Origin of the sequence: Bradyrhizobium sp. CCBAU 51745 (assembly GCF_028128715.1) — a bacterium.
GTDB classification, from domain to species: domain Bacteria; phylum Pseudomonadota; class Alphaproteobacteria; order Rhizobiales; family Xanthobacteraceae; genus Bradyrhizobium; species Bradyrhizobium manausense.
The window spans coordinates 83,976-96,896 of record NZ_LBJP01000075.1 but is presented as its reverse complement, the minus strand read 5'-3'; the positions used below and the strand labels follow the sequence as shown (position 1 = coordinate 96,896).

Annotated in this window: 11 protein-coding genes; 7 read left to right on the top strand and 4 right to left on the bottom strand. The window is 64.0% G+C overall.

All coding sequences use genetic code 11. The annotated features are described in order from the left end of the window. The first annotated feature begins 83 nt into the window (after nucleotides 1–83). From XH98_RS19480 to XH98_RS19465, 4 genes are all read left to right on the top strand, one after another. Nucleotides 84–473, top strand: a complete 390-nt coding sequence (locus tag XH98_RS19480; RefSeq protein ID WP_057748528.1) for a response regulator — start codon at nucleotides 84–86, stop codon at nucleotides 471–473. 34 nt (nucleotides 474–507) lie between these two features. Beyond that, nucleotides 508–1,389: a CheR family methyltransferase gene (locus tag XH98_RS19475; protein WP_057748531.1), complete on the top strand. Its 882-nt coding sequence runs from the start codon at nucleotides 508–510 to the stop codon at nucleotides 1,387–1,389. A 2-nt stretch (nucleotides 1,390–1,391) separates the two neighbouring features. Beyond that, on the top strand, nucleotides 1,392–1,709 hold the full coding sequence (locus tag XH98_RS19470) for a hypothetical protein (protein ID WP_057748535.1): 318 nt from the start codon (nucleotides 1,392–1,394) through the stop codon (nucleotides 1,707–1,709). Nucleotides 1,710–1,851: 142 nt separating this feature from the next. Continuing rightward, the gene (locus tag XH98_RS19465) at nucleotides 1,852–2,355 is read left to right on the top strand and encodes a response regulator (protein ID WP_271598213.1); all 504 of its coding nucleotides are present in this window, start codon (nucleotides 1,852–1,854) and stop codon (nucleotides 2,353–2,355) included. A gap of 53 nt (nucleotides 2,356–2,408) precedes the next feature. Here the strand turns inward: XH98_RS19465 and XH98_RS19460 are convergent, their stop codons facing one another. Beyond that, complete coding sequence (locus XH98_RS19460; RefSeq protein ID WP_271598212.1) at nucleotides 2,409–2,714, bottom strand: hypothetical protein; 306 nt, start codon at nucleotides 2,712–2,714, stop codon at nucleotides 2,409–2,411. A gap of 164 nt (nucleotides 2,715–2,878) precedes the next feature. On the opposite strand from XH98_RS19460, the gene XH98_RS19455 reads away from it, so the two are divergent. Next, nucleotides 2,879–3,514, top strand: a complete 636-nt coding sequence (locus tag XH98_RS19455) for a response regulator transcription factor (RefSeq protein WP_271619605.1) — start codon at nucleotides 2,879–2,881, stop codon at nucleotides 3,512–3,514. A 202-nt stretch (nucleotides 3,515–3,716) separates the two neighbouring features. Here the strand turns inward: XH98_RS19455 and XH98_RS19450 are convergent, their stop codons facing one another. Further along, nucleotides 3,717–7,313, bottom strand: a complete 3,597-nt coding sequence (locus tag XH98_RS19450; protein WP_271619604.1) for a PAS domain S-box protein — start codon at nucleotides 7,311–7,313, stop codon at nucleotides 3,717–3,719. Continuing rightward, complete coding sequence (locus XH98_RS19445; RefSeq protein WP_220005744.1) at nucleotides 7,291–7,710, bottom strand: response regulator; 420 nt, start codon at nucleotides 7,708–7,710, stop codon at nucleotides 7,291–7,293. The genes XH98_RS19450 and XH98_RS19445 overlap by 23 nt, the downstream gene beginning before the upstream one ends. A 255-nt stretch (nucleotides 7,711–7,965) precedes the next feature. Here XH98_RS19445 and araD point away from each other — a divergent pair, with 255 nt between their 5' ends. Both araD and XH98_RS19435 read left to right on the top strand, forming a co-directional pair. Then, nucleotides 7,966–9,705 (top strand): L-arabinonate dehydratase, encoded by a 1,740-nt coding sequence (araD, locus tag XH98_RS19440; protein ID WP_057748552.1) that lies wholly within the window; start codon nucleotides 7,966–7,968, stop codon nucleotides 9,703–9,705. Between the two features lie 96 nt (nucleotides 9,706–9,801). Further along, nucleotides 9,802–10,521 (top strand): ribonuclease activity regulator RraA, encoded by a 720-nt coding sequence (locus tag XH98_RS19435; RefSeq protein ID WP_271598208.1) that lies wholly within the window; start codon nucleotides 9,802–9,804, stop codon nucleotides 10,519–10,521. Between the two features lie 161 nt (nucleotides 10,522–10,682). Here XH98_RS19435 and XH98_RS19430 read toward each other — a convergent pair whose 3' ends face one another. Continuing rightward, nucleotides 10,683–12,788, bottom strand: coding sequence for a S9 family peptidase (locus tag XH98_RS19430; RefSeq protein ID WP_271619603.1), 2,106 nt, complete (start codon nucleotides 12,786–12,788; stop codon nucleotides 10,683–10,685). Nucleotides 12,789–12,921 lie beyond the last annotated feature (133 nt).

Below are 12,921 nucleotides of genomic sequence, written 5' to 3'. Positions count from 1 at the left end.
ATCGATCGCGTCCTCGAGCTCGAAACCAAAGTGCAAATGGCTGCCTGAACATTCACGAAAGAGATGTGAGCCGGAGATCCAAGATGAAGACCTGTTTGGTGGTTGACGATTCCAGCATCGTACGCAAGGTCGCGCGCCGCATCGTCGAAGCGCTGGGCTTCCAAGTCATTGAGGCGGAAGACGGCGTCGAGGCGCTGGTCCATTGCAAGAAGGCCATGCCGGAAGCCGTCCTGCTGGACTGGAATATGCCCGTCATGGACGGCTTCCAGTTCCTGGGCACGCTACGCCGTATGCCCGGCGGCGACGAGCCCAAGGTCGTGTTCTGCACCACCGAGAACGGCATCGACCACATCACCAAGGCGATGGGCGGCGGCGCCAACGAATACATCATGAAGCCGTTCGACAAGGAAATCGTGTTGGCGAAGTTCCAGGAGGTCGGACTGGTCGCGCGCGAAGAAGAAACGGCAGCCTGAAAATCCACTGGTTAGTAGCGTCAAGAGGTATCCTGTGAACTCGCCCGACTACGAGTATCTGCGTAAGCTGCTGAAAGAGCGCTCCGGCCTCGACCTGTCCGCGGACAAGCAATATCTGCTCGAAAGCCGCCTGTTGCCGCTGGCGCGCAAGGCGGGCCTGTCCGGCATCCCCGAACTCGTGCAGAAGCTGCAAGGCGGCTCGAGCGCGCTGATCACAAGCGTGGTCGAAGCCATGACCACGAACGAGACCTTCTTCTTTCGCGACAAGGTCCCGTTCGACCATTTCCGCGACACCATCATGCCCGAGGTCCTCAAAGCCCGCGCGGCTCGCCGCAGCGTGCGGATCTGGTGCGCCGCAGGCTCGACCGGGCAGGAGCCCTATTCGCTCGCCATGACCCTGAAGGAAATGGGCGCGGCGCTGACCGGCTGGCGTGTCGAGATCATCGCGACCGACCTCTCGCAGGAGGTGCTGGAGAAGGCCAAAGCCGGCGTCTACAGCCAGTTCGAGGTGCAGCGCGGCCTGCCGATCCAGATGCTGATGAAACATTTCAAGCAGACCGGCGAGACCTGGCAGATCAATCCCGAGCTGCGGGCGATGATCCAGCACCGCCAGCTCAATCTGCTGCAGGATTTCTCTCACCTCGGCACGTTCGACGTCATCTTCTGCCGCAACGTCCTGATCTATTTCGATCAGGAAACCAAGATCAACATCTTCAACCGCCTTGCCCGACAGATCGAGCCCGACGGCTTCCTGGTGCTCGGCGCGGCGGAGACCGTGGTCGGGTTGACTGATACGTTCAGGCCGCTCGCCGATCGCCGCGGCCTCTACCGACCGAACGATCCGCGCACTGCCGCGGCAAAGCCGGCGGTCGACGGTGTCGCAGCGCCGCGCGTGGCGGCAATGGCAGGACGATAGGCATGGCCGAGGATGGCAAGGGCGTAGAGCGCGTCACATTCAGTCGTGGTTATGATGTCTGCATCATGGCCATCGACGGCACGTGGCGGCGCGACTGTACGCTCAATGCAATTTCCGACACCGATGCCATCCTCACGGTTGAAGGCTCGATCCAGGGATTGAATCTGAAGGAGTTCTTCCTGCTGCTGTCGTCGACCGGCCTTGCCTACCGTCGCTGCGAGCTGGTGCGCGTCAACGGCGCCGAGATGGACATCCAGTTTCTGCGCGGCAAGAACCGCAAGAAGCGCGGCGCGGCCAACGGCCATGACGCAGTGGCGTGATCGCCACGCGCTCCCTGCTGCCCTTTCCTGACGTGTTGCTTCACATTTTCTGAAAACATCCGACCGAATTCGCCGTCCCGGCTTTACGTCGTTTAAGCGCGGACCCTGTATCCATGACAGGTCGCAATTTCAGGGTCCGGCCATGCCAAGAAGCTCCCTCTCCCCCATCCCGTCAAACCTGCCCGACGTCGCCGAGCGGCGCGCGCTTCAGCTCCTGGTGGTCGATGACGACGCCACGCAGCGCAGTCTGATCACGGTCGCCGCCAAGCAGGCCGGCCATGAAGTGGCCGTTGCGCCGTCGGTTGCGGAAGCCATCGAAAAGCTGCGTACCGCGCGCTTCGACTGCGTGACGCTCGACCTCGTGCTGGAGGATGGTGACGGCGTCGACGTGCTGCGCGAGATGGCGGCAGCCAAATTCACCGGCTCGGTGATCATGATCAGCGGCATGGACGGCAAGCGCCGCAGCGCCGCTCGCAGCCTCGCCCGTTCCGTCGGGATCGAGCTTCAGAGCCTGCCGAAGCCGCTGGATCTTGCCGCGCTGCGCATCAGCCTCGCCAATCTCGGCAAGACCGCGATGGGGCTGCCGACGATCCATACCTGGGGCGGCGTTGCGAGCGACGCAATCGTGGAACGACACCGCGCCTAGAGGCGCGGAGCTGCCATGGTCGGCTGCGGCAAATCGGCCGCTCTGACTGCCATCTAGGCAGGATTGCCGGATTCCGACAGCAATTCCAAGGCGTGACCGAGCTCCGCCCGGCACGCATTGAGGGCGGCGCTCGCCGTGGCAAAACGGGGCGTCACATCGTCGAGCACGACGATCTCGCTGGAACCCAAATCGGCGCTATCGTCCTCCGGCTCCATATCTTCCGAGGACATGGCGGCGTCGATCAGGCGCATGCCGATCTCGATGCGCGCGATCAGGGAGCGAATTTCAGCCGCGATCAACTGACGGCTGTCCGTTTCAGCCATTGCGGCGAGCGGGGGTGTGCCGGCGTATTTTAGCATGGATATTCTCCGTCACCCGCAATAAGGCACCTCAGCGCTACTTGTGCGTTAAGTTCATGTCCCGTACAAATGCGGGTGGGCTGAATCTGCGCCGAAAGCCGTAAACATCAGGCGCGGACGCGGGTCCTTGAATGCCGGCGTGGCTTGGCGAATGGACATGGCACATGGTCGAACAAACCTCCCGTGGTGAGATCTTCGTGGTCGATGACGACCCTGCTGTTCGCGACACCTTGTCGATGGTGTTGAAGGCGGCGGGCTATGAGGTGATCTGTTTTGCGGACGGTGCGGCCCTGCTGTCCGTCGCGCGAAACCGGACACCGGCTGCGATCCTGCTCGACGTGCACATTCCCGGAAAGTCGGGCCTCGATATTCTGAAGGAGCTGCACGGCGAGGACTATCCGGCGCCGATCTTCATGATCTCCGGGCAGGGCGACATCGCGATGGCGGTGGGCGCGATCAAGACCGGCGCACTGGACTTCATCGAGAAGCCGTTCCGAGGCAGCGAGATCGTCGGCCGGCTGGATGAGGCGATCGGCGCTTATGCACGCAGGCAGGCAGAGAACGCCTCGCCGAAATTCGGCTCACTGCATTTCCCCGGCCGCGAGCCGCTGACCCGCAGGGAGCGCGAGGTGCTCGAGCAATTCGCCGCCGGTGCGTCCAACAAGGAAGCCGGCCGCACGCTCGGCATCAGCCCGCGCACCATCGAGGATCACCGCGCCAACATCATGAAGAAGCTCGGCGCCCGCAATGCCGCCGACCTGATCCGCATCGTGATGACCGCAGCCCAGCGCGCGTCGTAGCGTTATATGTGAGATGCCGTAGGGCGGGCAAAGCGAAGCGTGCCCACGACTTTTACGTGATGTAGCAAGAGATCGTGGGCACGGCGCAAGTGCGCCTTTGCCCACCCTGCGAGAGCTCGCGACCCCGCTAAGTTCAGGCTCGTGCAGGCCGCAACACTGTCCCGGATTTCGCTGCGCTCCATCCGGGCTACGGACAGTCGCCTCAGCCGCTCAGCGCCCTGCGGATGATCCGCGCCAGGTCGGATTTGCGATAGGGTTTGGCTAGCAGCAGCACCCCCGAATCCAGCCGGCCGTGATGGATGATCGCGTTCTCGGTATAGCCTGACGTGTAAACCACCTTGAGATCGGGCCGCGTCTTCAGCACCTCGTCGGCAAGCTGCCGTCCGTTCATGTTGCCGGGCATGATCACGTCGGTGAACAGCAGATCGAACGGTGTGCCGCTGGCAACGATCGCGAGTGCCTCGGCGGCATCGGCGGCCTGCAGGGTGACGTAGCCCAGCGAATGCAATTGGGCCAGCACATAGTCGCGCACCAGCCGGTCGTCCTCGACTACGAGGATGGTCTCGTGCCCGCCCTCGATCGTAACCGGAGTCACGCCTTCGGCAACCACCGCAGGTGTCTTGCCCGGCGGCAGGTACATCTTGATCGTCGTGCCGTGGCCTTCCTCGCTGTAGATCTTGATGTGGCCCGCGGACTGCTTGATGAAGCCGTAGACCATGGAGAGGCCGAGGCCGGTGCCCCTGCCCGGCCCCTTCGAGGTGAAGAAGGGGTCAAATACGCGCGCCAGCATGTGGGACGGAATGCCGGTCCCGGTATCGCTCACCGCGATCAGCACGTAGTGACCGGGCGAGGCATCATTGGCGCTGGCATAGGCCTCGTCGAGATAGGCGGCGCCCGTTTCCACGATCAGCTTGCCGCCACCGGGCATCGCGTCACGCGCGTTGAGCGCGAGATTGAGGATGGCCGTGGTGAGCTGGTTCGGATCGACGATTGCGACGCAGCTCTCGTCCTCGAACACGGATTCGATCTGGATCTGCTCGCCCAGCGTCGGCCGCAGCAGCTTTGCGGTGTCGATGATCAGCGAATTGATGTCGATCTCGCGGGGCTGCAGCGGCTGCTTGCGGGCAAAGGCGAGCAGGTGCTGGGTCAGCTCTGCGCCGCGTCCGGCAGCCTCGTCGATCATCTTCGTGATCGCGGCAAGCCTGGGATCCTTGGCCACCGCGTCGGCCAGGATTTCGATGGTGCCGGTGATGACGGTGAGGATGTTGTTGAAATCGTGCGCCACGCCGCCGGTGAGCTGGCCGACCGCCTCCATCTTCTCGGCATGACGGATCCGCTCCTCGGAGGCGATCTTGTCGGTGAGGTCGCGGTAGAACCCGTTGAACAGCATGCCCTCGCGGCGCCTGAGCGCCGTGACGCTGAGCTCGGCCGTGAACTCCTTGCCATCGCGGCGTCGGACCATCAGCTCGCGGCGGCGGTTGATCGTCTGTCCATCGGCGGGTTGCAGGAAGCCTGCAATGCCGGCCCTTACCCTCTCGCGCTCGCTCTCGGCGATGATCAGGTCGAGCGCGTTCTTGCCGAGCGCCTCGTCCCGCCGCCAACCGAACAGCTCCTCGGCCCGCGAGCTCCAGTTCAGGATGGTGCCGTGTTCGTCGTTCTGGACGAAGGCGTCGAGCGCGGTCTCCACGATGTTGCGCGCAAGCTGCTCGCTGTCACGCAGGGATTCTGCGGCCAGCCTTGCCTCGGACATGTCGCGTCCGACAAAGAAGAAGCGCTTGGCCGGATCCGACCAGTTGCCGAGCCAGGACAGCCAGACCTCGCGGCCGTCCTTGTGGAAGCAGCGCGTGTCGGCGATCTTCGGATGCCCGCCGCGCCGAAGCTCGCGCATTTCCTCGCGGGACCGCTCGAGATGGGCGGGATGGATGAAATCCTCACCGCTGCGTCCGATCATCTCCTCGGGGCGATAGCCGAGGATGGTCTCGCTGCTCGGGCTGATCTGCGCGATATGGCCGCGCGAGTTTATGATCATGATCAGATCCTGCGAGGTGTCGAACAGCTGCCGCCGCTCCTCCAGCTGCTGCTGCAGTGCCCGCTCCGCCCGCCGCGCCTCGGTCAGACTGCGCGCGGATCCGGAGGCGCCGATGATCTCGCCCGACGGCCCCCTGATCGGCGACAGGCCGAGCGATATCTCGACCGGGGTGCCGTCCTTGCGCAGCCGGACCGTCTCGAAGCGTTCGACAGTCTCGCCCCTCGATATCCGCGCCAGATAGTCCTTGCCCTGCTCGCGGCGGTCGGGCGGGACAATGATCGAGGTGGACTTCCCGATCGCTTCACTGGCGGAATATCCATAGAGCCGTTCGGCGGCGGGATTCCAGCCGGTGATGATGGCGTCGAGCGATTGCATCACGATCGCATCGTCGGACGATTCCACGGCGGCGCTGAACAAGAGCTCGCGCGTCGCATGATGGCTTCGTGCGGCCTCGGTGCGGCGATGCTCCTGGACCTCGCGTTCGAGAGCGGCTGCTTTCGCGCGCGTTTCCTCGACCATCCGGGCAAAAGCCCGCGCCAGCGCGCCGGTCTCGCCGCTCGCGTCGACCGGAATGTCCGCTGGCTGTCCGTTGCCGATAGCCTCCACGGCCCTGGTCAGGCGGGTGATCGGGCGCGTCAATGAGCGTGCGAGCAGCACTGCGAGTAAAGCTGCGGCGAAGACCGCAAGCATGCCGACCAGCAAGGACGTTTTTTGAATCGCGGCCGGCACGCGGCCGAAGACGGCCGGAGGAATCGTCTCGATGATCCCAACCCAATCCGCATTCGCGAGCAGCGCCGGCGCTATTGCCGCGCCACTCGGCCGGCCGGCCGCATCGGTGCTGAGCTGCGTGGACACATCCCGCGTGCCGGCCAAGGCTGCAAAATAGGGAAAGTCATCGCGCCAGTTGGTAGAGTGGCCACGCAATGAACCGAATTCTCGTGCGCGATCGGGATGAACGAGATAGTCGCCGCGCGCGTCCACGACGTAAATCTCCCCGCCTGAGCTCGTTGTCGAGCGGATGCGGTCGAGCGGCGGACGCATGTCGATATTGGCGATGATGATGCCGAACGGCTTGCCGTCGGGTGTGAACAGCGGCGTCCCGACCCGGAGAGTTGGCGTGTGCAAGTCTGTGGTGCCGCCGCGGTGGGTCGCCAGCTCGATTGGCGAAACATAAATCTCGCCCGGCGCGAGCCGGATCGTTTCCTGAAAGTAGGCTCGCTCGCTCTTGCGCTCCAACTCGCTGTTGGGGATGATCCGCGCCGTTCCGTTCGGGCCGGAGCGATCGACGCGAACCAGCTCACGCTGATCGTCGTCAAGACCGATGATTCGAAACTGCGCGTAGCTGGGTTTGGCCTCGATTTCGGCTGCGAGCCGTGTCGCGATGCGATCGCGCCAGGTTTGCTCGGACACGCCGTCATCAGGGTCAATTCCCCCACCGGCGTGAGCACGGATCAGACCGTTGATAGCCGCGGCGGAGCGGTAGCCGACCAAATCGCCGCGGGCTCCGGCAACATAGGATTCAAGATTATTGGCGAGCAGGCGCGACTGCGCTTCGACCCGCTCCAGGACGCGGGGAATGACGGCCTGGGTGATGTTGCGGTAGCCCAGCCAACCGACCGCCGCCACCGTAACCGCCACCAGCAGAATCATCGCCACGGCCAGCCGTGTTGCGAGCGTCATGGGAATTCCTACGGAACTCCCTGGACGGTCGCGCCTGTTCTGGCTCTTGGCGGCGGAGATGCTCCTATCACCGGCGGCTGGCATTGACATCGGGCCCCTCCGACTCGCCCGCCTTCAGGCAATTGTCGACCGCTGCCAGCAGCGCGTCGGCCCGGAACGGCTTCTGCAGACTCGCGACGGCGCCAAGCTTGGTCGCCATCTTCAGGAAATCCGGCTCGGCATAGGAGTCAGGTGTGATCGAGCGGCCGGAAATGACGATGATCGGAATGGCAGGTCTCAGGGCCCGGACGTGGCGCATCGTCTCCAGCCCGTCCATGCCCGGCATGTAGATGTCGAGGAACAACAGGTCGAACGCGTTGATCTCGAACAAAGCGAGCCCTTTGCGGCCGTCGCCGGCGACGGTCACATGGTGGCCGGCCCGCTCCAACAGCAGCCGGATGGTCAGCTGAGCCGCCGGATCGTCATCCACGATCAGGATGTTGGCCACTCTGAAACCCTCCGGGGGTCGGATCGGATGCCCCCTACGACCCCGACCAAGCTCCAATTGCGAAATTGTTGCGCGGATTCCCATCTGCCTGCAAGCACTTCGGGGCTTCGTCGAGATCAGCCGCCCGATATTGCGGCGCACCTTGGATCTAAGCACGTTTGCGTGCATATCAGGTAAAAACCGGTTGTCCCGTGCCTTGCGGGTCGTGAACCTCCCATGAGAAGAGCGGGGCGGATTCCCTGACGGAGAAGGCAAGTGAGTAACAAGAAGAAAACACCCGACCAGCTCCGCAGCGCGCGCTGGTTTGCGCCTGACGACCTTCGCTCGTTCGGTCACCGTTCCCGCGCCATGCAGATGGGCTACGCCCCGGAGGAGTGGAAGGATCGGCCGTGCATCGCGATCATCAACACCTGGTCGGAGGCGCAGCCCTGCCACATGCACTTCAAGTCGCGCGTCGACGACGTCAAGCGCGGCATCCTGATGGCCGGCGGCCTGCCGGTGGAATTGCCGGCGCTGTCGCTGTCGGAATCGCTGCTGAAGCCGACCACCATGCTCTATCGCAATCTGCTGGCGATGGAAGCGGAGGAGCTGCTGCGCAGCCATCCGGTCGATGGCGTGGTGCTGATGGGCGGCTGTGACAAGACCACGCCGGCACTGCTGCTTGGCGCGACCTCGATGAACATCCCGGCGATCTACTTGCCGGCCGGCCCGATGCTGCGCGGCAACTGGAAAGGCAAGACGCTCGGCTCCGGCTCCGACGGCTGGAAATATTGGGACGAACGGCGTGCCGGAAAGATCTCCGACAAGGACTGGCTCGACATCGAAGCCGGCATCGCCCGCAGCTACGGCACCTGCATGACCATGGGCACAGCCTCGACCATGACGGCGATTGCCGAAGCGATCGGCATGACGCTGCCGGGCGCCTCCTCGATTCCGGCGGCCGATGCCAACCATATCCGGATGGCCTCTGAATGCGGCCGCCGCATCGTCGAGATGGTGTGGGAGGACCTGACGCCGAAGGCGATCCAGACCCGCAAGGCGTTCGAGAACGCCATTGCGGTGGCGATGGCAATGGGCTGCTCGACCAACGCGATCATCCATCTGATCGCCCAGGCCCGCCGCGCCGGCCAGGATATCGGCCTCGACGATTTCGAGATCGCGAGTCGCAAGGTGCCAGTCATCGCCAACGTCCGCCCGAGCGGCGATACCTATCTGATGGAAGACTTCTTCTATGCCGGCGGCCTGCCGGCGTTGATGGGCCAGATCAAGCAGCATCTGCATCTCGATTGCATCACCGTCACCGGCAAGACCCTGGGCGAGAACATCGACGGTGCCGAGGTGCACAATGCCGACGTGATCCGCTCGGTCGCCAATCCCATCTACCAGGAGGGCGCGCTTGCGGTGCTCAAGGGCAATCTCGCGCCCGACGGCTGCGTCATCAAGCCGAGCGCCTGCGCGCCGCGCTTCCTCAAGCATACGGGCCCGGCGCTGGTGTTCGACGATTATCCGGCGATGAAGAAGGCGGTCGACGATCCCAATCTCGACGTGACCGAAGATCACATCCTGATCCTGCGCAATGCGGGGCCGCAAGGCGGGCCGGGCATGCCGGAATGGGGCATGCTGCCGATCCCGACCAAGCTGGTGAAGCAGGGCGTGCGCGACATGGTGCGCATCTCGGATGCGCGCATGAGCGGCACCAGCTATGGCGCCTGCATCCTGCACGTCTCGCCGGAATCCTATATCGGCGGCCCGCTGGCGCTGGTGCAGAACGGCGACCGCATCACGCTTGACGTCGCCGCGCGCACCATCAATCTCGATGTATCAGAAGCCGAGCTGGCAAAACGCCGCGCTGCCTGGAAGCAGCCGGAGCGCCGCTTCGAGCGCGGCTATGGCTGGATGTTCACCAAGCACATCAAGCAGGCCAATGAGGGCTGCGACTTCGACTTCCTCGAGACCGATTTCGGCGCGCCGGTCGGCGAGCCGTCGATTTATTAGGTTCACCGTCGTTCCGGGGCGCGAAGCGAACCCGGAACCTGGAGATTCCGGGTTCGGCTTCGCCGCCCCGGAATGACGATCAGAGAGAGCACACCAATGTCCAAACTGTCCGAAGCCACCCGCAACAAGCTCAAATCCGTCTCCACTGCCACCGTCGCCACCGCGCTGTTCAAGCGCGGCCTGCGCATCCAGATGATCCAGGACGTGCATCCCGTCGGCCCCGACAAGCCGACCATGGTCGGTGAGGCCTTCACGCTGCGCTACATGCCGGCGCGCGAGGACCTCAATACCATCGAGGTGTTCAAGGATCGCTCCCATCCGCAGCGCAAGGCGGTCGAGGATTGCCCGCCGGGCGCCGTGCTGGTGATGGACAGCCGCAAGGATGCGCGGGCGGCGTCGGCCGGCGCGATCCTGGTGACGCGATTGATGAAGCGCGGCGTCGCTGGCGTCGTCACTGATGGCGGCTTTCGCGATTCCGCCGAAATTGCAAAACTCGGCATCCCCGCCTATCACCATCGCCCGTCAGCGCCGACCAATCTGACGCTGCATCAGGCGATCGAGATCAACGTTCCCATCGGCTGCGGCGATGCGCCGGTGTTTCCCGGCGACGTCATCCTCGGCGATGCCGACGGCGTCATCGTGATCCCCGCGCATCTCGCCGACGAGATCGCCAACGAAACCTTCGAGATGACCGCGTTCGAGGATTTCGTCACCGAGGAGGTTGGCAAGGGCCGCGGCATTTTCGGCCTCTATCCCGCGACCGATCCGCAGACGCTGACCGACTTCGCGGCATGGCGGAAGAAGAACGGTCGCTGATTTCTTCGCCTCTCCCCCGCGCGCGGGAAGAGGCGAAGCCCCGCAATCTGAGCTGCCGTAGGGCGGGCAAAGCGAAGCGTGCCCACCCCTCCCTCAAATATTTAGAGAGGGTGGGCACGGCGCTACGCGCCTTTGCCCACCCTACAAGGCTGCGGCCATCGCTACACCCTCGCCGCCGCCATTCCCGTCGCCCACAGCGCGAACGCATAGACGATCGCGACTTCATCGAGCCGGTCAAACCGGCCTGATGCGCCGCCATGGCCGGCGCCCATGTTGGTGCGCAGGAGCACCGGGCCGCCGCCGGTCATGGTGGCGCGCAAGCGCGCGATCCATTTGGCGGGCTCCCAATAGGTGACGCGCGGATCGGTCAATCCGCCCATCGCCAACACCGCCGGATACTCCCTCGCCGCGACGTTGTCGTAAGGCGAATAGGACAGGATGGTGCGGAAATCCTTTTCGCTCTCGATCGGGTTGCCCCATTCGGGCCATTCCGGCGGCGTCAGCGGCAGCGTGTCGTCGAGCATGGTGTTGAGCACGTCGACGAAGGGCACTTCCGCGACGATGCCCGCGAACAATTCGCCGGCGCGGTTGGCGACCGCGCCCATCAGCATGCCGCCCGCCGAACCGCCATGGCCGACAATGCGCTTGGCGCTGGTGTATTTCGCATCGATCAGCGCGCGGGCGCTGGCGACGAAATCGTCGAACGAATTGGTCTTCTTCTCGCGCTTGCCGTCGAGATACCAGCCCCAGCCCTTGTCGGCGCCGCCGCGGATATGCGCGATGGCATAGACAAAGCCGCGATCGACCAGTGACAGGCGGTTGGCGTTGAACGAGGCCGGCATCGCCATGCCGTAGGAGCCGTAGCCGTAGAGCAGCAGCGGCGCCGTACCGTCGAGCTTGAGGCCGCGGCGATGGAGGATCGAGACCGGTACTTCGGCGCCGTCATGCGCCTTCGCCATGATGCGCGTGGTGACGTAATCGGCCGCGTTATGGCCCGACGGAATCTCCTGACGCTTGCGAAGCACGCGCGTCCGCCTGGCCATGTCGTAGTCGTAGACCTCCGACGGCGTCGTCATCGATGAATAGGCAAAGCGCAAATTCGTGGTGTCGAATTCGTAGGAGCCCATCGTGTCGAGCGAATAGGCGGCCTCGTCGAAGGCGATCGCGTGCTCTTGCCTGGTGGCGAGATCGCGGATCACGATCGACGGCAGTGCGTTGGCGCGCTCCAGCCGCACCAGATGGCCGGCATAGAGATCGATGTCGATGATGTAGATGCCGGGGCGATAGGGGATCAGGTCGCGCCAGTTCTTGCGATCGGGCGAGCCAAGCGGCGCCGTCACGATCTTGAAATCGATGGCATCGTCCGCATTGGTCAGGATGAAGAGTTCGTCGCCGCGATCGGCGAGCGAATATTGCACGCCCTCTTCGCGCGCCGCCACCAGGCGTGGCGGCGCTTCGGGGTCGGCGAGATCGATCAGCCGCTGCTCCGACGTCTCGTGATCGCCGCCCGCGATCACGCAGAAGCGGCCGCTGGTGCTCTCGTGCAGATGGGTGAACCAGCCGGCATCCTGCTCCTCATAGACCAGCGTGTCGTCGGCCTGTTTGGTGCCGAGCTTGTGGCGCCACACCTGCATCGGCCGGTGATTGTCGTCGAGCTTCACATAGAAGAAGCTCTTGGCGTCCTTGCTCCAGACTACGCCGCCGTCGGTCTCCTCGACGATGTCGTCGAGATCTTCACCGCTCGCCCAGTCGCGGACGCGGATCGTGAAATATTCCGAGCCCTTGGTATCCGCGCTCCAGGCCTGCAGCTTGTGGTCGTTGGAGTGGCGGCTGCCGCCGAACTTGAAATATTTGTGGCCTTTTGCCAGTTCGTCGCCGTCGAGCACGATGTGCTCAACGCCGCCATCGCGCGGCATGCGGCCGAACAACTCGTGCTGCCCGCCTTCGCGAAACCTGCGGAAATAGGCGAACGGCCCGTCCGGCGACGGAACGCTGGAATCGTCCTCCTTGATCCGCCCGCGCATCTCGCGCACCAGCGTCTTCTGCAAAGATGCGGTATGGCCGAGCAGGCTCTCGGTGTAGCCGTTCTCCTCATCGAGATATTTGCGGATGTCAGGATCGAGCACTTTGGGGTCGCGCAGCACCTCCTGCCATTTCGCGTCCTTCAGCCAGGCGTAGTCGTCGCTCACGGTGATGCCGTGCCGGGTGAAGGAATGCGGCCGGCGCGGGGCGACGGGGGGCTGGGAAGGTGTCTTGGCCTGGGTCACTCGATCCTCATTGAGAAGTGTGTTCCACCTTATATCGTTCCGATTCCACCAATTGCCAGCGCCGCTGCTTCACCTCGCCGGGTTGTTGATCGGTCCCTTCTATGCTTTAGGCTCGATATCCCGCCGCCGGTTC